Consider the following 19,507-nt stretch of genomic DNA (forward strand, 5'->3'; position numbering starts at 1 on the left):
GTTTGGGGCCGGGCGATCACAGACCTCTTTTGGCTTTGTCTTTCTCCAAAACATCCATCACCCAGTTGTAGAACACGTCTTTGTCGGCGCCCAGGGCAAAGTAGCAGTTCTTCGGCTCGGGGTTGACGCGTACGCGGCGGTCGATGATGGTCTGGCCGTAGGCGAAACCGCGGGAGATATCGGTGTGGCAGTTGACGTGCAGCACATCTTTTAAGCACTCGGGGTGCAAGACGGCGCACAGCGCCAGCGCATCGTGGATGGGGGCGGCGTTGAGGGCCTTCATCTCGGCGTCGTTGACGCCGTAGCCGGCGGTGCGGGACTCGACCAGGTCGGCCACCAGCTGTGCGGGTTTGGTGCCGATAGCGCGGATCTTCTGGGCCTCGTCGACGGTGATGTAGGCCTGGTGGGTGGCGTCGAGCGGGACCATAGTGATCTTGCAGCCGGACTGCAGCACGATCTCCATCGCCTCGGGGTCGGCCCAGATGTTAAACTCGGCCGCGGGAGAGGAGTTGTTGACCAGGTGGCCGCCGCCCATGATGAAGATCTCTTTGATCTTGGGGATGATGCGGGGATCGGCGCGCATGGCGACTGCGACGTTGGTCAGCGGGCCGACCGGGACCAGCGTGATCTCGCCGTCTTCGGAGTCGAGCAGGGTGTTGATGAGCCAGACGACGGCGCTGTCGCGCTCTTCTTTGATGGTGGGGGCGGGCAGGGGCAGATGGTCGCCGTGGACCACTGTTTGGCCTTCGCGGGTGCCCTCACGGGTGGGGAAGGGGCGCAGGGACTGGGCAGTCCAGGGCATGAGGGTAGAGGCGATGGGCAGATCGCAGCCCTTATACACCTTGACCTGACCCTGCTTGTCGCAGCACTCGACCACGCGCAGCGAGTTGTCGGTGGTGAGCTTGACCTCTACGTTGCCGTTGACGGAGCAGATGCCCAGGCAGTCGAAGTCTTCGCAGAGCATGGCCATGACCAGCGCGATCGCGTCGTCAGAACCGGTATCTACGTCCATGATGATCTTTCTTTTGGTATCCATAGTCGCATCTCCTTTTTGGCTGTTGGTGTAGGACTTTGTTTCTGCCTTTATTGTAAGAGCGCGACCGGCCAAATGATAGGACATATGTCCTGAAACTGTGCCAAATATTTTGCGTAAAATCACGCAGAGTGCACAGTTGCAGTGCAAAAAGAGTACCGCACCGGCGGAGCCGACAGGCATATCGTACCGGAAGGCGACGGCTGCCGCTGTTCTTTTACAGGGGTGGGTCTGTATATCTTTGGCTAAAAAGAGGTGCAGTGTGTTTGGATAATATGTATAAAAATTATGACAGACCTGTAAGGAAACTTGTTCTTGTGGTGCGGCAGGTATATAATAAGACAATAAATAGCGGATAGAAAGGGGCTTCTTTTATGAAATACAACCAGCGCGCCGAAAAGATCATGCAGGCGGTGGGACATGCGGTGGTGGGCAAAGACGATGCGGTCGCCAAGATACTGATGGCCATTTTGGCCAAGGGACATATCCTGCTCGACGATATACCCGGCGTGGGTAAGACCACCACTGCGCTGGCGTTTTCCAAGGCGATGCAGCTGGAATTTTCCCGCCTGCAGTTTACGCCCGATGTGCTGCCCACCGATGTAGTGGGCTTTTCTATGTACGACAAGGAGAGCGGGGAGTTTCGCTTTCAGCCCGGCGCGGCGTTTTGCAACCTGTTTTTGGCCGACGAGATCAACCGCACCAGCTCCAAGACCCAGTCGGCGCTGCTGGAGGTGATGGAGGAGGGCAGGATCACCGTGGAGGGGGTGACGAGACCCATGCCCAGCCCCTACGTGGTCATCGCCACTCAGAACCCGGTGGGCTCTATCGGCACCCAGATGCTGCCGGAGAGCCAGCTGGACCGCTTTATCATCCGCTTGAACATGGGCTACCCCGACCGCGCGGGCGAGATCGAGATACTCAAGCGCCGCCACGACCACAACCCGCTGGACACGCTGGAGCCGGCGGTGCAGATCGCCGACATTTTGCAGATGCAAAAAGAGGTGGAGGCGGTGCACGTGGACGACGCCATCTACGCCTACATAGCCGACCTGGCCGCCGCCACCCGCGAGCACCCGCGCATTGAGTTGGGGCTGTCGCCCCGCGGCTCGATCGCCCTGATCCGCATGGCCAAGGCGGCGGCGTATGTGTACGGCCGCAGCTACGTGACCCCCGACGACGTGCAGGACGTGTTCACCGATGTGGCCGCCCACCGCGTGGTGCTCTCGTCGCGGGCCAAGGTAAATAACCTGACGGTAGAACAGGTGCTGGCCGACGCGGTGGGGCAGGTGGATGTGCCGCCGGTGGTAAAGCCCAGCGAGGCGCCGTGAGCGCACCACGGCAGCGATAGAGCATTTATGGGAATAGAGAGGGGGGCGGCCGGATGAGGCGTTCCAGGATCACCTACGGCGTGCTGTGCCTGGTGATGGTGTGGTTTTTTATCATGTACCAAAACTACGTGTCCTTTTTGGGGCTGGGGTTTTGCCTGGTGCTGCCCCTGGGCCTGTTTTTGTATGTGAACGCGCTGCGGGAGCAGGTGCGGGTTTGGCTGGACACCCGCGACGTTTTGGGCAACCGGGGCAGAGACATCCCCATCAAGCTGCAGGTGTCTAACGACTCGAAGATGGCGATGCCGTTTGTGGAGATCACCCTGCAGATCAAGTACGGCTTTTACGCCGAGGAGAAGACGCTGCTGCTGGAGGTGCCGCTAAAGCCCAAGGAAAAGCGCATTTTGCAGGTGGACCTGCAGCCCATGCACGTGGGCAACCTGCAGCTGAAGGTGGGCCGTATACGGGTGCTGGACTTTTTTCGCCTGACGGCGGGGCGCGCGCGGAAAACGCTTGTCAACACGGTGACGGTACTGCCCTACGTACCCGACAGCCTGGGCATGCACCTGAGCGACGATTTTTTGCGCTCCAGCGACGACGTGACCCATTTTTCGCCCTATAAGCCGGGCGATGACGCCTCGGAGACGTTTGTCATCCGCGAGTACCGGCCGGGGGACAAGATGCACCGCATCCACTGGAAGCTGAGCGCCAAGACGAGCGATGTGATGGTGCGGCAGGCCAGCTTTCCCATCGAGAACTCGGTGGCGATTTACACCGAGCTGTACTGTCCGGCGCGCTACACCCCCGACGACAAGAGTTGCGTGGACGGGGTGCTGGAGACCACCTATATGATGTCGCTGTTTTTGCTGCAGTCGGGCATCGAGCACCAGCTGCACTGGTTTGACCACGCCGGCGGCGGGCCCTGCAGCGCCGAGATAGCCGATGAGGGGGACCTGTTTGCCGCCATGTCGGAGATGTTTACCGGCAGCCTGTACTGGGAGACCCCGCTCATGGCCAAAGAGATGGTAAAGGACCCGGCGCGCGTGCAGGCCAACCGGGTGCTGTACATCACCCCCAAGCTGTTTGAGGAGCTGGACAACCTGCCTTACTCGCTGCAGCGCAAGACGGTGATGTTCTACTGCCACGTGGGGCAGCCGGAGGACTCGCCCGTTTGGGACCGGTACCGCATTATCGAGATAGACGCCGCCGACCCGCAGCCGGACTTTATGGACCTGGTGCTGTGAGCGGGTGGGCGCTTAGCCGAGAGAAAAAAGAGGAGGTGGGCAGATGATACGGCAGTTGTGGCGGCGACTGAAAAAGAAAAAAGAGGAGCCGCAGTTCTTTATTGAGGACCGCGATTTTCGGCTGAAGCTGCCCCCCCGCTACCCGCAGCCCCAGCCGCCCAAGCGGTTGGGGTGGCTGTGGTATATGCTGTGGGCGCTGTGCTGCGTGGCGGCGTTTTGGTTTGCGCTGACCGGGCTGTACGGCGATATGGGCGTGGATACGCTGCTGCTCTACCCCATCGTGGGGGCGGGCACGGCGCTGTTTGTGCTGGCGGCCTATAAAAAGCCCAAGCTGCTGGCGATACTGGGCGGCGCGCTGCTGGCGGCGGCGCTGGTGATGGGGCAGAGCATCTACTACGGGATGCTGTATACGATCTCGCAGATCGTGGAGAAGATCAACACCGTATCGGCCCAGCTGGTGCTGGGGCCCACGATATCGCCGCAGATGACCCTGCCGCAGTACACCTTTCAGTTTGCCGTGGTGCTCATGCTGGCGGTGGGGTATTTGGTGGCGGTGTGCAGCGTGTGGCGGCGCAACTTTTACCTGTATTTTGCCGCCACTTTTCCGCTGCTGGCTATCGGCATGTATTTTGGTCTGCCGCCCAGCGGCTTTTGGATGGCTGTGCTGGCGGTGACCTATTTGGCCGTTGCCGGGATGCACGTGTTTGCCGGCTGGCGGCCGGGCAGCAAAAAGAGCGACTTTGCCGCCAGACAGGTGAAAAAGCGCTATGTGTGGCAGGTGCGCTACCAAAACGGGGCGGGCCGGCGGGCCATGTCGCTGCCGGCCGGCACACTGCTGGTGTTGGTGGCCGGCATCTGCGCGGCGGTGAGCTTTTTGGTGTTCTCGCCCACGCTGTATAACAAGGACTCGTTTGTGGAGTTTCGCACCACGCTGAACCACTTTATGGTAAAGCTGCTGGAGAAGAGAGAATATGCGGTGCCCACCTTTAATTCTGGCGACCTGACCCACATGGACACCTTTGAGAAAAAGGGCAAGGTGGACATGGAGGTGACCACCTTTAACTGGGGCAACACGATGTATCTAAAGGGCTACACCGGCAGCACCTATACCGGTACCCAGTGGGGGCCGATCACCGACAAGGAGGAGCGCCAGCTGCGCGCCTCGCTCTCGAAGTCGTTTTACGACCCGGGCTATTACCCGCAGAACCTGGCCGGCGAGTTTTTGAAGTACGAGACCCAAAAGCAGGTGAATAAGCAGCCGGTATACCAGTCGACGATGATCGTGAAGCACAAAGAGATACGCAAAAAGACCACCCGGCGCCTGAACTATATGCCGTATTACCCCGCTTACCCCGACGGCAGCGGCGGTATGGTCCCGCTTTTGGATCTGGACGCCGACGCGGGGGTGATCTTGCCGTGGTTTGGGCTGATGAATACCTACGAGCAGGATTTTTACACCACCGGCAAGCTGGAGGGGCTAAATACCGAGATCCCCTACGTCAGAGAGGGAAAAGAGGGGGCCAATGAGGACGCCCAGACCCGCTTTTTTATGCAGCGGCAACCGCTCTACCAGAAAGAGGCGCAAAAGCTCTACACCAAGCTGCCCGAGAGCGGGCTGGAGGACATAAAGGCCCAGTTTACCCCCGAGCTGTACGCACAGCTGGGCAGCCTGGACCGGTTTACCAGCTATGTGCAAGCCTATATGCAGAGCCACTACACCTATGATGAGCAGCCGGGCGAGGTGCCGGAGGGAGAGGACTTTATCGAGTACTTTATCGGCACCAACAAAAAGGGCTTTTCGGCGCATTTTGCCTCGGCTGCGGTGATGATGTACCGCGCGGCCGGTATACCCGCCCGCTATGCGGAGGGATATGTCATAGCGCCCACCGACTTTTTTAAGGACTACCAAAAGGGCAGCGCGACCCTGCACGATCTGGCTTCGGGGCAGTCGCTGACGGCGGTGAGATACGAGCTGCCGGTGACCGATGCGGCCCAGCACGCCTGGGTAGAGGTGTATGTAGATGGGATCGGCTGGCAGCCGGTAGAGGTGACCCCCGGCTACGAAAACGTACAGGACAATTTGCCGGAGGTCCGCCAGAGCAGTGCAAATTTGGACGTTGAGAGCCTGCCGGTGCGGGTGACCCGCTATAAGAGCGGCGGCAGCTCTGCCGAGGTAGAGCCGCCCACCCGGCTGCAGCTGCTGGCCCAGCGGCTGGACCGGCGCATGGCTATCGATCTGCTGCTGGTGGCGGCGGCGCTGTTTGTGGTGGCGTTGGTGCTGTGGGTGCTGTACCGCCGCTTTGCGCGGCTGCAGGCCATACGACGGGCGGTGCACAGCGGCGATTACAGCGACTGTGTGCGCTATTTGTACTGGTATGTGACCACCCTGTTTGGCTTTGCCGGTGTGCGGCACCCGCGGGGAAAGAAGTACAGCTGGTACGCCAAAAGTGTGCCCAACCGCCTGCTGGGGATCGATTACGAGGAGCTGCGGGAATTTCAGGAATACGCGGTGCAGGCCAAATTCAGCGCCGAGCCTTTGGATGAGGCCGCTTACGAGCGCTGCCTGGCGCTGGCCGACAAGATGGCCGGCGAAGTGGTGAGCCGGCTGGAGCCCAGCCGGCGGCGGATGCTGCGGCTGCGCAAATGGCTGTGGTAAACAGCCGCTGATGCCGGCCTGCGCACGCGGCGCGAACACGCAAAAAAGGGGGCGAAGAAATGAGGGGAAAACGGACTGCATCGACGCTGGTGGCAGCGGTGCTTTTTTGCCTGTGCGCGGCCGCTGCGGCAGCCCCCCAAAAAGAGGGGACGGCGGCGGTGACTTGGCAGCGGGACAAGGTGCCGGTGTTTATCGACTGCGACCCCGGCATCGACGATACCTTTGCCTTGGCCCTGGCAAAAAAGAGCCCCGCGCTGCAGGTGTTGGGCATTGGCGCCGTACAGGGGAACGTGGGGCTGGGGCGCACCGGGGCCAACGCTCTGAGCATTGCCAGCTATATTGGGCTGGGGTGCCCGGTGGCGCTGGGCGCCACCTACCCCCTGCAGGGGGTGCCCATGGGGGCCGCTTACGCCCACGGCAGCGACGGCATGGGCGGGGTGGCGCTGCCCACGCCCGACCGCACCTTTGACCGGCGCCCGGCCTGGAAGCTGTTATACGACACGGCCAAGGCCTGTGGCGGACAGCTGCAGGTGATCGCCATCGGGCCGCTGACGAACATCGCCAAGGCGCTGGAACTGTACCCCGATTTAAAAGATATGCTGGCCGGTATCACGGTGATGGGGGGCTCGCCCACCGGGCTGGGCAACATGACCCCCAGCGCCGAGTTCAACGCCTTTAACGACCCCTGGGCGATGGAGGCGGTGCTGGAGAGCGGCGTGGACATTACGGTGATTGGCTATGACGTGACATCGCAGGCGGTGGTGCAGGGGGATGAGCTGGAGGCCATGATCGGCGACAGCCGCATACCGCTGCTCTTAAATGGGATGCGCCGGACCTTTGTGGGGGAGGAGAGCGACAGCAAGATCCTCAACGATGTGCTGGCGGTGATGGCCCTGACAGATCCCCAGGTGCTGACGATAGAACAGGGCTCGCTGCGCTGCCTGACCGGGCGCGCGGACCGCGGCACTACGGTGCTGACTGATGACGGCAGCCCGGTGCGCTACGCGGTGGGGCTTGACCGGGAAAAGATGCTGGATGTGCTGCGCCGGATGTGCGCAGATTACCAGAAGTAAGGGAGGTGGCGGCATGCTGAAACTGCCGGAGCGGCTGCGCCGGGCAGCCGGCAACAAAAAGGTGCGCCGAGCGGCCAAGGCTACGACGGTGATCGCGGCAGCGGCGTTGGGCGTGCTGCTGGGCATTTTTTTGCTGACCTATAACTTTGTGACGATACGGGCGGACTACACCTACAGCACGGCCCGCACCACGTTTGGCGAGGGGGCCAGCCGCCACAGTGTGGTGGCGGTGTACCAGAATAAGAGCGAGACGCTGGTGTCGGTGGAGTCGAGCTACAAGGTGGTGGACGGCAAGGATTTTTTACTGGAGGACTATCTGCGCTACGACGGGGAGACCGGCAAGCTGCTGGAGGACCGGACCGATGAGCTGCCCACCCCGCAGGTGACTTTAGAGATGCACATGAGCGACAAGGTGTACACGGCCACAGCGCTGGGGAGCGGTATCTCGGGTATTGGCGAGTACGAGTACACGGTGACCACCGACTTTCGCTTTGCCGACACGCGCCGGCAGGAGGCGGTGTACCTTTCGGTCAACGGGGAGGGACTCAAGCGCATTGCGCTGCAGTACACCGCCGGGCAGGAGCCGGTGAAAAAACAGGTGCAGCTGGCCGGCGGGGAAGAGACCGAGGTGGTGATCACACCGCTCTCTAACGATGGGCAGGACTTTGTGGTGGAGTATGCGCAGCCCCAACAGGAGGGGTGGGAGGACCTGTACCTGACCGACCTGTTTGCCGTGAGCGAGGACTATGCGGCGGCGCAGCCGACGGCCAGACGTCTCTGCTTTTCGGATGGGGCTATGCGCTGGGCCTATCACCTGCAGGATGCTGAGACCGGCCGGCTGGTGACCCGCCTGGACTACGGCGGCTATTCGGTGGCGGCCCGGGCCGAAAAACCGCGGGAGACCACCCTGCCCAACCCGGAAGATGGGCAGACGATACAGCTGGATGATCGCGAGCTGGCTGTTGGCCCGGCCAGCGTACGTTTGCAGAGCGTGTACCGCGAGGGGCCGTATGTGTACATCAAATTGCAGGGCGAGAGTGACTGGGGGCCGGTGACCGGCTTGATAGCGGCCGAAAAGACGGCCGACGACGCGCTTTACCAGAAGCTGCAGGAGGGCCAGATCCTGACTGCCGGTGAGCGCGGGCTGCTGAGCCGGGGCTACATCTCTGATTTTGACACCATGACCTACGCCGTGCGGGCCGAGCCGGGGGAGCAGCTGACCCTGCTCATCGACACGGCGCTGGTGCAGAGGACCTGCCCGGGCTGGATAGAGATAGCGGCCGCGCGTTCGGCAGAGCAGTAGGCGGGCAAAAAGAGAACGCGGTACTCGCTACCGGAAAAGAGAGGACAGACTGTATGAGATGGGTCTTATGCAGTCTGTTTTTTTTAGTGGGGGCGGGAAGCCTGGAGGATCTTCCGGCGTGAAAAGGCGGGATAGGACCAGGTGGCCGGTTTGACAGATCGCGGGGCGGGGGATAGAATGAAGAAAACCTGGGGTCCGGGCGCCGGCCGGCGCGGACCTATCCCCGCGGGGCTGGTGTGTCGGTGTGCTGGTATGCTGGTGTGCGGGTGATGGCGGGGACCCAGCGCGGCTGGCGGACTGACCCGGCCTAGGTGCAGTGGCGGGCGTGGCGGGGATGCCCCAGCGCGGCTGGCGGAGCTTGGGGAGCAGATCTTTAAAAGGCGCCTGGCCAGAGCTGACCTATATGTGTGCTCCATGGATCTTTGGGCGGAAAGGCCTGTCTGTGCGGTAAAAATGGCCCTGTGACAGCTGCCGATGTTCATCGCCCCGAAAAGAAGATGCGGGGTATGCGCCTTGAGCGGGAAATGGATATAGACCGTGCGGGGACACACTGCTGTTGGACAGCGCAAAACACTGGGACGGCGGCTATTTATTGGCAACACAGGGCAGCTGGCGGATAGGTCTGCGCGGCGCTGACGGACCTTTGAGCGCGGTGGGCGGATAGCCTGCCCTGTGCCCGAGACTATGTGTTTGCGAGAGCGGGAGCACGGCTGCTGAAAACGGCGGTGACACCTTGGCCCCGATGGCGGGCACCCCGGTGCCGGGCTGGTGGACGGTACGGTGTACCTGCCGCCATGGACCAGCGGCGAGCGGTACCTGTATAAAGCTTATAATCGATAAAGGAGAGCGAAGATGACCTATAAGAACCCCCTGATCGCGGTAGCGGATATGCAAAAGAGCCTGGACTTTTATCACCGGGTGTTGGGCCTGACGGTAGAGCAGGATTTTGGCACCAACCAGGTGCTCACGGGCGGTGTTTCTCTGCAGACGCTGGAGAGCTGGGCCGGATTTTTGGGCTGTGACGAGCGGGATATCCGGTTTGGCGGCAAGAGTGCCGAGCTGTATTTTGAAGAGACCGATTTTGACGCTTTTGCCGCGCGGCTGGCGGCGATGGAAGATATCTCTTACGTGCATCCGGTAATAGAGCACCGCTGGGGGCAGCGGGCGGTGCGCATATACGACCCCGACCGACATATCATCGAGATAGGGGAGCCGCTGCCGGCGGTAGCGCGCCGTTTTGCCGGGCAGGGAATGGATGTAGAGCAGATCGCCCGGCGCATGGATGTCGGGGCGGACTTCGCCGCTCAGCTGTTGGCGGAGTGAGCGGCTCCGCGCAGGTCCTGCCGCTGCTTTGCGGCGGCTTCGCGGTGGAGTACTAGTAGGCGGGCATACCACTTTGGCCTGCGCCGCTCGCGGGTGTTAGGAGGGGGACCACTGTGGTGGACGGGCCTGCCGAGAGATAGACCGGCGGGGCAGTGCTGCTGCGTGGCAAGATGTGTCCCCAAAAGAGCGATCCCCCTGTGTACGCGGTCTGTACACGGGGGGATCGCTCTTTTGAGATCGGGAAGTTGGGTCTACTGCTTTTGATGAGAGATAGACGGAGACGGTCTTACCGGGGCGACCGAATGTGCCGAGGATCAGCTATTTCGCTGGATCCAGCCGAACTGCTCCAGCTGCAGCTGGATCTCGGTGACGGCGACCGGCATCTCTTTCCCGGACCAGTTTTTCCACTTGAAGAGAAAGTGGGGGTCGGTACTCACATCCATGAGCTCAAAAGAGGTGCGGGAGGAGACATCCTGATCGTCGGGCTGGGCCATGGAGAGCTTGGTGATGACCCCGACACTGGACATGGGCGGCAGCCGCAGCGCGGTGTCTTCGCCGTCTTGCAGCGCGGTGACGGCGGGCAGCGTAAAGCTGCCGCAGGTGACTGGCTGCGCGATCTCCCGGCTCTCGCCGTCCTGTAAGATAGGGGCAGTAAAGGTGGCGCTGCGCTGGCCACTAAAGGTGACGAGCAGATTGCTGTACGAGAGGTAGGAGACCGCGGGGGAACCTTTGCGCTCGATGCGGTCGTCCTGCAGGCGGTAGAGCGTATAGTCGCCAAGCTGCTGGGCGGCGGCGCTGTACATGCGCCCGTCGCTGGCGCCGATTGTAAGGGTGGGGACGACACTGGTAAGGCTGGGATCGTCTTTGGGGAGGACGACCTTTTGCAGTACGCTGCCACTGCCGCTCTGCAGAAAGCGGGTCTCGATCTGGACGGTGTGACCGGTGAGCAGCTGGATCTGCTCGGTCTGCGTTTGCAGGGCAGACAGCTGCTGGACGTCGATGTCGCGCCGTTTATAGTTGGCGGTGACCACCGCCGTGTCGCCGGCTTCGCGCACGCCGTCGATGCGGGCCAGATAGTAGCAGTAAAACCGGCCGCCGGAGACGCTATAGCTGCGCTGAATCTGGTCTTCGCCTACCTGATAGCGCTTGCCGCCGGTGCTTACTTCTAATGTGACGACTGCGCTGTTGAGTTTGGCGTCGGCCTCGAGATACCCCTGTTCCTGGATGGAGAAGCCCTCTAACTTGTCGGAGTAGGTGATCTGCGACAACAGGAGATAGGCGGTCTGGCCGTCGAGGATCAGGTCTTCTACCAGCAGCTCCTGCTTGTCGTCCTGCAGGATCTCGCTCTTGCGGGCGTGCTGCACGGTGAGGGTGGCGGCCGCCGCGGTGAGCGCCACCATGACTGCAGCCAGCGCGATAGCGATACCCTGTACCGCCCGCTTGGGGAGCGGCTTTTTATAGAGCTTCATAGGGGTAACCTGCCTTTCTGGTAGGATGGAGGGGCAAGCTCTACCGGTAGGAATTGACCATTTGCCGGATGGCCTGCCGGTAGAGCGTGCGGTCGATATCGACCAGCAGAGAGACCTCGGCGCCGAGATCTTCATCTGACTTTTCTGCATCTTGAGCGGAGGTGAAAACGACCGTCCCGGTCTTTTCGCCGGTGGTGATGATGTTGACCCAGCATTTGTCGTACCGGCACAGGTCGCTGCCGCCGCTTATCACGCTGAGCAGCGGCGCCATGCTGGGCATGGCCCGGCAGTTGAGGGAGGTAGTTTGGTCGTTGGTCTTCCAGTTGTCGTCGGTGTACTGCTGTACCCCGACCAGGAAGCTCTGGACCGGGCTCTTGTCGGATACCAGATCAGACCAGTAGTCTGGAGCTCCGCTTCCCCACAGGGCCGTATTGCCGTCGCCATCGGCCACGGGGCAGGGGTTAATAAGCCGGGTGGCCAAATAGGCGCGGTCGCGGGGTACGACGGTCAGTGGAACCCCACAGCGCAGCACGACATCCAGCGCCTGCGGGTCGCAGGAGGTGTTGAATTCGACGGCGGGAGAATCGAAGTTGCCGGCCATAAAAGTGATACCGGCCAGCTTTTGAGCCAGGTCGGGATATTGCTGCAGGGCGGTGGCGACGTTGGTGAGCGGGCCCAGGCAGATGAGCTGCAGCTTGCCGTTTTGGGCGACTGCCTCGTCGTAGATGAGCTGCCAGGCGGGGCGCTCGTCGAGCTTTTGGGCGGGGACCGGCAGCGCCACACTGCACAGGCCGCCGACCCCGTTGTTTTCGGAGCTGGGGCGCAGCGAGCGCACCAGTGGTGTGGCGGCTCCGACAGAGACCGGACAGCCAAGCCCGATATAGTCGGTGAGGGACAGCGCGTTTTGGGTGGTGGCGCCGATGGAGAGCGCACCGTAAACGGTGGTGATACCGCGCACATCCAGATTATCGGTGCCCCCGGCCATGACCAGAGCATAGCCGTCGTCGGTGCCGGGATCGCAGTCGATGATGACGGGGACAGCCTCTTTATAGGCGGGGATGACCGGCTCCTGTACCAGCGCGGCGACGATGCAGCCGACGGCCGAGACGGCAGCTAAAATACAGAGCACCCATTTGGTGCTCTTTTTCATCTTTTTCTTTTCAAAAGGGTTGGGATTGTACCGCGTGCTCATCTGCCGCCTCCCCCGCGCAGAGCTGCTCTGCTCTGGTCGTCCTATACAACAAAAATGCCGATAAAATATGAATGGTGCATACAATGTGCACCGAATATTTATGAGGTTTTGTACAGTATAGCACGATGAGGGGCGAAATTCAAGAAACAGCCCCGAGTTGTGAGACTTTTGTAACAAATAGAGCGGCGGGTATGGGCGGCCCTGTATATGTACGGGCTGGGCAGCAGGATACAGAAGGACATCAAGCAGTGGCCGGAAGTACCCGGCATACTGCGAGCAGCCGGTGCGGCCGCTGCCGGCAATACCGGCTGCTCGCCTGCCCGGCTAGCGGTAGCTCTCGACCATGTCGCGCAGGAGCTGGATATAGATCTCGCTGTCCAGGCCGGTGAGCACGGTTACCCGACAGCCGGCGGGGTGGGCGGCTATCGCCGGTTGGTCGGTGAGCGGATAAAAGGCGGTTGTGCCGCACTGCTCTGACTGGGTGCCGACTGACATGTAGGCGGTGCGCTTTTGGCAGATAGAGGGGGCGATCACTGCGATGACCGCTGCCAGATCGGGCAGACCGCGGCCATTTGGGTCGAGGGCGGATGCCTCTACCCGCCACTGCTCATCGGTGTATCGCTGTACACCGGCAAGCAGCGCGTGCACGCGGCTTGAGGGGGAGACGATCTCGCCCCAGTAGGTATCTGTGTTGGCAGTGGGGCTGGGATTAGAGAGATAGGTGCAGTCGTAGGCGGTATCGCGGGGGACGATCTGCAGCTCGATGCCACTTTGCAGCACCAGCTGCAGCGCGTGCGGGTCGGCACTGGCGTTTGGCTCGCGCGCGGAGAGCGAGACATTTCCGCACAGCAGGGTGATCTTGTCGATCTTGCCGGCCAGGTCGGGGTAGAGCTGCAGGGCGGTGGCGATGTTGGTGAGCGGGCCCAGGCAGATGAGCTGCAGCTTGCCGTTTTGGGCGACTGCCTCGTCGTAGATGAGCTGCCAGGCGGGACGGGCATCCAGCTGGCGGGTGGGCACCGGCAGAGCGACACCGCATAGACCACCGGCACCGCTGCCGGCAGCGCTGGGCTGTAGGGAGCGTTTGAGTGGGACTGCAGCCCCGGCTGCCACCGGGCACCGCAGGCCGATATAGTCGGCCAATGCACACGCGTTTTGGGCACAGGCACCCAGCGGCAGACTGCCATAGACCGCAGTGACGGCGCGGATGTCCAGGCCGGCAGCGCAGCCGGCCAGAACCAGAGCATAGCCATCGTCAGCGCCGGGATCGCAGTCGATGATGACCGGGATAGGGGAGGGACCGGAGAGATAATCGGGCTGATCGAGCAACTGCCCGAGCCCACTAAGCACCCCACACACCAGTATAGTGGTGGCGAGAAGAAAGACCGGCCGCCGGCCGCGTTTTTTGGAGGGCGAAACGGCTGTGGGGCCGTTAGTGATCAGTTTTTTCATCCGTGTTCTCCTGCCCAAAGAGGGTCTCATGATGGGTGTAGGAGGTGGACATGCCGGTAGAGGGAGAACGCAGCGCATATGATTGCGCGCATTTTAGGTGCATTCTGCGCCGACAGCCATCCAGACGGCTGATGTGCCGATCTCCTGGCAAAAGACCTGACAAAAACTTGGTGTTCGGGCGCGGCAGACGAATGCTGATGTGCTTGCCGGTCTTAGCCTTTGGGGGAGGACCGCTGTGGGCAGCTGCAGGGCGGTGGCGGCACCTCCCGATGAAAACAGCGGTAAAGGCGTGGGACCATGCCCGTGGCGCAACCGTTCCGGGGCGAAAAAGGCGCTGAGGCAGCGCGATGGATATGGCTCAGGTATAGGCGCGGGACATATTTTCGACCGCCTGCAGGTAGCGGGTGCGGTCGGTTCTGGTGACGACGGTGGCCTTGACGCCCGATTTATCGCGATATTCGGAGAAGGTGACGAAACCGATGTCATCACCGGTGGTGGAGACCGACACCCAGCGATTGACCTTTGAGCAGATGCTGCCCCGGCCGGCGGTAGCCAGTACCGGTACCATACTGGCAAAAGTAAGACCGTTGGCGGTATCTCGGTCACCTTCTATTTTCCACTGCCAGTCGGTGTACTGCTGCACGCCGGCTAAAAAGTCGTACACGTCGCTTTTGGGGGTGAGCAGATCGGACCAGTAGAGTTGTTCGCCGGAGGACTCTGCGGGCGCGCGGCCGGTCTTTTGCGCTTTTTCCTGTATCTTTTTTTCCGCCTCCTGCTTTTCTTTTTCTGACAGCTGTGCGGTGGGCAGATGGATGGTACCGGGCTCTTGCCCGCTGGCGACAGGACAGGGGTTTAAAAGGATGGTGTCGCTGGCCGCAGCGCTAAAGGGGACGATGAGCAGCGGCACGCCGCTGTGCAGCACGGCGTCGAGGGCATGTGGGTCGTAGAGCGCGTTGGCATCGGCTGTACCGGCCTCCAGCTCGCCGGCCAAAAGGGTGATGCCGGCCAGCTTTTGAGCCAGGTCGGGATACTGTTGCAGGGCGGTGGCCACGTTGGTGAGCGGGCCCAAACAGATGAGCTGCAGCTTGCCGTTTTGGGCGACTGCCTCGTCGTAGATGAGCTGCCAGGCGGGGCGCTCGTCGAGCTTTTGGGCGGGCACCGGCAGAGCCACATTACACAGGCCGACGGCGCCGCTGGCGGTGGTGCTGGAGATCCGTGCCCGCCGCAGGGGAGAGGTAGCCCCGGTGGCTACCGGACAGCCGAGCCCGATATAGTCGACCAGCGACAAGGTGTTTTGGCTGGCGGCCCCGGCCGGCAGATCGCCGTATACAGTGGTGACGCCCCGCACATCGAGACCGCGGACGCTGCCGGCCAGTACGAGCGCATAGCCGTCTTGAGCCGTACCGGTGCAGTCGATGATGACGGGGATGACGTTACCGGAGGAGGAGAGCGGATCGGGCGGGGTCTCGAGCGCGGTGTTTATGCAGGTAACGACCAGAAAGACAGCGAGGATAGCCATGGGCCACCGGACGCGCTTAGAGTTAGAGAGTTTGTGCCAGAGAGCGGGCACCGATCGAAAACGCCGCATGAAAAGTACCTCCCAACAAAGAGCACCGGCGCACAGCCGGTCTGTTCTTACGACCAGTATACAGCATCTTTACTATATGCACAATAATAATCTTCATATAGATAAAATATATAGATCAATCGTTATGTTATCTGGAAGAGCTCTGCTGTATTCGACTTTGAAAAAGTGCAGAAAGCAAAGAGGAGCGGATCAGAGAAAGCAGGGCATGCTGGGTGGCGTGGTGGCAAAATTTGTGGTATGATAGCGCTATATGACAGTTTGAGGACAGTTTTGAGGAGTAGGGTTTTATGAACAACAAGAAAGTATGGCTGTTTTGGGGCATTGTGCTCATTGCCTGCAACCTGCGCGCGCCCATCACGTCGGTGGGCTCGCTGGTATCGATGATACAGGGCGATACGGGCATGTCGAGTGCTCTGGCGGGCTTTATCACCACGCTGCCGCTGCTGGCTTTTGCCGTGGTGTCGCCGTTCGTCTCGACGATGATGGACAAGCTGGGCATGGAGTGGACCATGCTGCTGGGGCTTTTGAGCATGATCGCCGGTGTGCTGACCCGCTCGTTTTGCGGGGTGCCGGGTATTTTTATCGGTACCACGCTGCTGGGTGTGGGCATTGCAGTGGGAAACATTTTGCTGCCCAGCATCATCAAGGAGCGCTTTCCCTTAAAGGTGGGTTTTATGACCAGCCTGTTCACCACTTCCATGTCGACTTTTTCGGCTATCGGCTCGGGCATCAGTGTACCGGCGGCCGAGGCTGGGCTGGGGTGGCGGGGCTCGCTGGCGATGTGGCTGGCCACGCTGGCGCTGGCCGCGCTGGTCTGGTCGCGGCAGCTGGGCCGCGGGGAAGAGGGCGGCCCCCGCGGGCGGGAGGTCAAGGGCAGACCCTCCCCGGCCCGCCGGGTGATGAGCAGCCCTTTGAGCTGGCGGATCGCCCTGTATATGGGCTGTCAGTCGTTTTTGTTCTACTCGCTGGTATCCTGGCTGGCAACGATCCTACAGAGCCGGGGCATATCGGCGGCAGACGCCGGTTTTTTGGTGCTGGTATTCCAGCTCTCCAGCATCCCGGCCTCGTTCATCTTCCCCATCTGGGCGGCTAAAAAGCGCGACCAGCGGCTGGTCACCTTTGTCGACTCGGCGCTGTTTACCGTTGGGGTGGCCGGGGTGATGTTTGCCGGTGACAACCTGTTTATCCTCATCCCGTCGCTGATCTGTGCCGGACTGGGCACTGCCGGCAGCTTGGCGCTGGCGCTGATCTTCATGTCGTACCGGTGTAAGAGCGTACAGCAGACGGCGACTTTGTCGGGGATGGCCCAGTCGATCGGTTATCTGCTGGCAGCGGTGGGGCCCATCCTCATCGGGGCGCTGTACGATGTGATCGGCTCGTGGATGGTGCCGCTGGGCGTGCTGGTGGGGGTACTGGTGCTGCTGACACTGTTTGGTGTGGGCGCCGCCCGCGACCGCTATATCTTAGACGAGGAGTAAGCGCCGGTATTGTCGTCTGTTTGGGGGGCGGCCAGATGGCGGCGTATGCACATATAAGCGGATAAAAAAGAGAGGACAGCGCACTCGCTGTCCTCTCTTTTTTTGCCGTTGAGCTGATCGGTAAGACCGCGGGCAGCGCAGAACTGCCGGCGGTGTGGGCGGGTTTAAGCAAGCAGTTCAGCCGTGGCTACATGTGTACAAAATAGCGGATAGCGGGGCCACTGTAGAAAGACGGGACGGAGATCCTCGTCTTATACTGGGCTATACCGGTGTATGCGCACGTGTGGAGCGGGGCTGCGAGCTTGCCGCCGGAGGGCCTAAAAAACCGGACCGGAGCCGATTTAGACGCTGGCACCTGGTTTTTGCACCCGGTACTTTGGCCCGGTATTGTGCGCCGGGCTTTTTAGCTGACAGAGACGTGCAGCCGGTCGCGGTACTGGCGGTACTCCTCGTCGGTGACCTCTTCTTTGGGCTTTTGGCCGATGGGGTCGGGGTTTTGGAGCGCATTTTGCAGCAGAGCGACCAACTGGCCGCTCTCGATATCGGCTGGGCGCAGGTTCTCGACACGGATGGTGGGGCCGTTTTCAGCGAAGGAGGAGAGGTGGTAGCACTGCACCGCTACCCCGGCGTCCAGACAGCGCTGGTGCACCTGGGTAAAGAGCGCCGCCAGCTGCTGGCAGGACATGTCGCCCAGGTCGACGAACAGCTGCAGCTGTAGCGGCAGTTGCTGGCGGGGGTCGAACGGCATATCCAGCTGCAGATACGGGGAGAGGTCCTCGTAGGCGGTCGCGGTGAATTCGACCCTCGAGTCTACCTGCTTTAGCCCCTCTATTTGGGCTAAGTGGGGCTGTAGATAGCTGCCGAAGGACTCCTCCAGACGAAGAGCGGTGTTGTGCAGCGCCGTGACACTGGTGTCGTAGCTGTCGTAACAGACGCTGCCGCCTAAAAAGTGGGGCTTCCACTCGACGGAAAAATGCGCGTCGACATGGCCGGGGTCCTGCACCTGGACGGTATAGCGGCCGAGCTTGAAATTGTAGACCGGCTTTTTTACCTGCAGCTGGCTGTGGGGGTACTGCTGCCGCAGATAGCGGTCTATCCCTTTTTGGGCGATGGCCGCCGAGACGGGATCGCCCAGAAAGGAGGCGGCGACACCGGCGATAGCGGCGATGAGCAGCAGGGCGGCGAGCAATGCCCCCAGCTTGAGCAGACGCTTTTTGGCGGTCATGGCGTATCCTCCTTTTTAAAGGCGAAGTGCAGCAGAAAACCGATGAGGCAGCCCACTGCGGCGAGAGCGGCATAGAGGACCGCCATGGGCACTGCGGCGATCAGCGCGGCGACTGGGCCGCTGTGGTCGAAAAGGAGCAGTTTGCAGAGCACCCCGACGAGAGAGCACAGCCCGGCCCCGGCCACCGACCAGTACCACTGCCGCCGCAACACCAGGTAGCCAGCGGCGCCGATGGCCGGCATGATGAGCAGGTTGTAGAACATGTCTATGGAGTAGGTGAGCAGGCTGCCGCCCAGCACGCCCACCAGCAGGATGAGCAGCGCGCCGGTGAGCAGCTGCCGCCGCAGACGGCGCACGGTGAGCAGTTCTGGCGCCGGGGCGACGGGCGGCACCGAAGAGCTGCCCGCTGCCAGCAGCGCCCGACACTGGGGGCACTGGGCGGTGTGGCCGGCCACCAGTTGCCGGCTCTCGGTGCTGGCCACCCCGTCTTGTACCAGCGGTATCAGGTCTTGGCAGGCGCCACAGCCGATGTGCGGTTGCCGTTCACTCATAAGTACCCCTCCTTTTGCAGCTGCTCGCGCAGCCACTTTTTGGTGCGAAATTCGATGACCCGGGCCGAATTGGGTGAGATGTGCAGCGCGGCGGCGATCTCGTCGTAGCTGTGGCCCAGCGCCCGCAGATAGATGGTGCGCCGCGGGGCTTCACCTTTTTCTGAGAGCAGCTGGGCGATGCGGTCGACTGCCTGCCGGGCGATGAGCTGGGACTCGGGGCCCGGGCCGCACAGATAGGCGCCCAGCAACGCGCTGTCGCCGGTGAGGGGCGGGGGAGACCGCAGCTGGCGCAGCCACAGGTGGCGGGCGATGCCCAGCAGCCAGGTCTTTACGCTGCTGTCGCCGCGAAAGCGGCCGATGGCGCACAGGGCCTGCAAAAATGTCTCGGAGGTGAGGTCTTCGGCCTGGGTGGGGTCGCCGGTGAGCGACAGCAGGTAGAGGTATACATCCCGCTGAAAAGCGCGGTACAGCTGCTCGACCCGGTGCATGCCATCATCTCCTCTCACCTATCTGTCGCCGCAAAACAGATTTTGTTACAAAAAACCTGAAAAAGAGGCGTTTTTTCTTTTTTGACCGCTTCATAAGTGCCTTGACA

Annotated in this window: 15 protein-coding genes; 7 read left to right on the top strand and 8 right to left on the bottom strand. The window is 61.5% G+C overall.

All coding sequences use genetic code 11. The annotated features are described in order from the left end of the window. Positions 1 to 16: 16 nt before the first annotated feature. Complete coding sequence (locus H8K20_RS03240) at positions 17 to 1,036, bottom strand: nucleoside hydrolase (RefSeq protein WP_164998282.1); 1,020 nt, start codon at positions 1,034 to 1,036, stop codon at positions 17 to 19. A 371-nt stretch (positions 1,037 to 1,407) separates the two neighbouring features. On the opposite strand from H8K20_RS03240, the gene H8K20_RS03245 reads away from it, so the two are divergent. From H8K20_RS03245 to H8K20_RS03270, 6 genes are all read left to right on the top strand, one after another. Next, positions 1,408 to 2,364, top strand: a complete 957-nt coding sequence (locus tag H8K20_RS03245) for an AAA family ATPase (RefSeq protein WP_105205700.1) — start codon at positions 1,408 to 1,410, stop codon at positions 2,362 to 2,364. 53 nt (positions 2,365 to 2,417) lie between these two features. Then, the gene (locus tag H8K20_RS03250) at positions 2,418 to 3,605 is read left to right on the top strand and encodes a DUF58 domain-containing protein (protein WP_186487463.1); all 1,188 of its coding nucleotides are present in this window, start codon (positions 2,418 to 2,420) and stop codon (positions 3,603 to 3,605) included. A gap of 43 nt (positions 3,606 to 3,648) precedes the next feature. Next, a complete protein-coding gene (locus H8K20_RS03255) occupies positions 3,649 to 6,261 on the top strand; it encodes a transglutaminase-like domain-containing protein (protein WP_186487464.1) in 2,613 nt (870 codons plus the stop codon). A gap of 59 nt (positions 6,262 to 6,320) precedes the next feature. After that, on the top strand, positions 6,321 to 7,334 hold the full coding sequence (locus H8K20_RS03260) for a nucleoside hydrolase (RefSeq protein ID WP_186487465.1): 1,014 nt from the start codon (positions 6,321 to 6,323) through the stop codon (positions 7,332 to 7,334). 13 nt (positions 7,335 to 7,347) lie between these two features. After that, complete coding sequence (locus tag H8K20_RS03265) at positions 7,348 to 8,637, top strand: hypothetical protein (protein WP_186487466.1); 1,290 nt, start codon at positions 7,348 to 7,350, stop codon at positions 8,635 to 8,637. Positions 8,638 to 9,489: 852 nt separating this feature from the next. Next, the gene (locus H8K20_RS03270; RefSeq protein ID WP_186487467.1) at positions 9,490 to 9,960 is read left to right on the top strand and encodes a VOC family protein; all 471 of its coding nucleotides are present in this window, start codon (positions 9,490 to 9,492) and stop codon (positions 9,958 to 9,960) included. A gap of 314 nt (positions 9,961 to 10,274) precedes the next feature. On the opposite strand, the gene H8K20_RS03275 is transcribed toward H8K20_RS03270, so the two are convergent. From H8K20_RS03275 to H8K20_RS03290, 4 genes are all read right to left on the bottom strand, one after another. Continuing rightward, on the bottom strand, positions 10,275 to 11,429 hold the full coding sequence (locus H8K20_RS03275) for a hypothetical protein (RefSeq protein WP_186487468.1): 1,155 nt from the start codon (positions 11,427 to 11,429) through the stop codon (positions 10,275 to 10,277). 40 nt (positions 11,430 to 11,469) lie between these two features. Then, entirely contained in the window at positions 11,470 to 12,621 is a 1,152-nt protein-coding gene (locus H8K20_RS03280; protein ID WP_186487469.1) for a nucleoside hydrolase, read from the bottom strand. A gap of 324 nt (positions 12,622 to 12,945) precedes the next feature. After that, positions 12,946 to 14,070 (bottom strand): nucleoside hydrolase, encoded by a 1,125-nt coding sequence (locus H8K20_RS03285; RefSeq protein ID WP_186487470.1) that lies wholly within the window; start codon positions 14,068 to 14,070, stop codon positions 12,946 to 12,948. Positions 14,071 to 14,428: 358 nt separating this feature from the next. After that, on the bottom strand, positions 14,429 to 15,658 hold the full coding sequence (locus tag H8K20_RS03290) for a nucleoside hydrolase (protein ID WP_186487471.1): 1,230 nt from the start codon (positions 15,656 to 15,658) through the stop codon (positions 14,429 to 14,431). A gap of 287 nt (positions 15,659 to 15,945) precedes the next feature. On the opposite strand from H8K20_RS03290, the gene H8K20_RS03295 reads away from it, so the two are divergent. Continuing rightward, positions 15,946 to 17,136 carry a CynX/NimT family MFS transporter gene (locus H8K20_RS03295; protein WP_186487472.1) on the top strand — a complete coding sequence of 397 codons (1,191 nt, stop codon included), beginning with the start codon at positions 15,946 to 15,948 and terminating at the stop codon, positions 17,134 to 17,136. A 403-nt stretch (positions 17,137 to 17,539) separates the two neighbouring features. Here H8K20_RS03295 and H8K20_RS03300 read toward each other — a convergent pair whose 3' ends face one another. Genes H8K20_RS03300 through H8K20_RS03310 form a run of 3 tightly spaced genes read right to left on the bottom strand, consistent with a single transcriptional unit; the run spans position 17,540 to position 19,400 of the window. Further along, positions 17,540 to 18,361, bottom strand: a complete 822-nt coding sequence (locus tag H8K20_RS03300) for a YfjL-like protein (protein ID WP_186487473.1) — start codon at positions 18,359 to 18,361, stop codon at positions 17,540 to 17,542. Next, positions 18,358 to 18,912: a zf-HC2 domain-containing protein gene (locus H8K20_RS03305; protein WP_154865691.1), complete on the bottom strand. Its 555-nt coding sequence runs from the start codon at positions 18,910 to 18,912 to the stop codon at positions 18,358 to 18,360. The genes H8K20_RS03300 and H8K20_RS03305 overlap by 4 nt, the downstream gene beginning before the upstream one ends. Continuing rightward, on the bottom strand, positions 18,909 to 19,400 hold the full coding sequence (locus H8K20_RS03310) for an RNA polymerase sigma factor (protein ID WP_186487474.1): 492 nt from the start codon (positions 19,398 to 19,400) through the stop codon (positions 18,909 to 18,911). Before H8K20_RS03310 ends, H8K20_RS03305 begins: the two co-directional genes overlap by 4 nt. Between the last annotated feature and the right edge of the window lie 107 nt (positions 19,401 to 19,507).

Origin of the sequence: Neobittarella massiliensis (ex Bilen et al. 2018) (assembly GCF_014269355.1) — a bacterium.
Classification (GTDB): Bacteria; Bacillota; Clostridia; order Oscillospirales; family Ruminococcaceae; genus Neobittarella; species Neobittarella massiliensis.

What these genes read in the sequence shown, in the direction of transcription:
- H8K20_RS03240 (WP_164998282.1), bottom strand. Translation starts at nt 1,036, where the DNA reads ATGGATACCAAAAGAAAGATCATCATGGACGTAGATACCGGTTCTGAC.
- H8K20_RS03245 (WP_105205700.1), top strand. Translation starts at nt 1,408, where the DNA reads ATGAAATACAACCAGCGCGCCGAAAAGATCATGCAGGCGGTGGGACAT.
- H8K20_RS03250 (WP_186487463.1), top strand. Translation starts at nt 2,418, where the DNA reads ATGAGGCGTTCCAGGATCACCTACGGCGTGCTGTGCCTGGTGATGGTG.
- H8K20_RS03255 (WP_186487464.1), top strand. Translation starts at nt 3,649, where the DNA reads ATGATACGGCAGTTGTGGCGGCGACTGAAAAAGAAAAAAGAGGAGCCG.
- H8K20_RS03260 (WP_186487465.1), top strand. Translation starts at nt 6,321, where the DNA reads ATGAGGGGAAAACGGACTGCATCGACGCTGGTGGCAGCGGTGCTTTTT.
- H8K20_RS03265 (WP_186487466.1), top strand. Translation starts at nt 7,348, where the DNA reads ATGCTGAAACTGCCGGAGCGGCTGCGCCGGGCAGCCGGCAACAAAAAG.
- H8K20_RS03270 (WP_186487467.1), top strand. Translation starts at nt 9,490, where the DNA reads ATGACCTATAAGAACCCCCTGATCGCGGTAGCGGATATGCAAAAGAGC.
- H8K20_RS03275 (WP_186487468.1), bottom strand. Translation starts at nt 11,429, where the DNA reads ATGAAGCTCTATAAAAAGCCGCTCCCCAAGCGGGCGGTACAGGGTATC.
- H8K20_RS03280 (WP_186487469.1), bottom strand. Translation starts at nt 12,621, where the DNA reads ATGAGCACGCGGTACAATCCCAACCCTTTTGAAAAGAAAAAGATGAAA.
- H8K20_RS03285 (WP_186487470.1), bottom strand. Translation starts at nt 14,070, where the DNA reads ATGAAAAAACTGATCACTAACGGCCCCACAGCCGTTTCGCCCTCCAAA.
- H8K20_RS03290 (WP_186487471.1), bottom strand. Translation starts at nt 15,658, where the DNA reads ATGCGGCGTTTTCGATCGGTGCCCGCTCTCTGGCACAAACTCTCTAAC.
- H8K20_RS03295 (WP_186487472.1), top strand. Translation starts at nt 15,946, where the DNA reads ATGAACAACAAGAAAGTATGGCTGTTTTGGGGCATTGTGCTCATTGCC.
- H8K20_RS03300 (WP_186487473.1), bottom strand. Translation starts at nt 18,361, where the DNA reads ATGACCGCCAAAAAGCGTCTGCTCAAGCTGGGGGCATTGCTCGCCGCC.
- H8K20_RS03305 (WP_154865691.1), bottom strand. Translation starts at nt 18,912, where the DNA reads ATGAGTGAACGGCAACCGCACATCGGCTGTGGCGCCTGCCAAGACCTG.
- H8K20_RS03310 (WP_186487474.1), bottom strand. Translation starts at nt 19,400, where the DNA reads ATGCACCGGGTCGAGCAGCTGTACCGCGCTTTTCAGCGGGATGTATAC.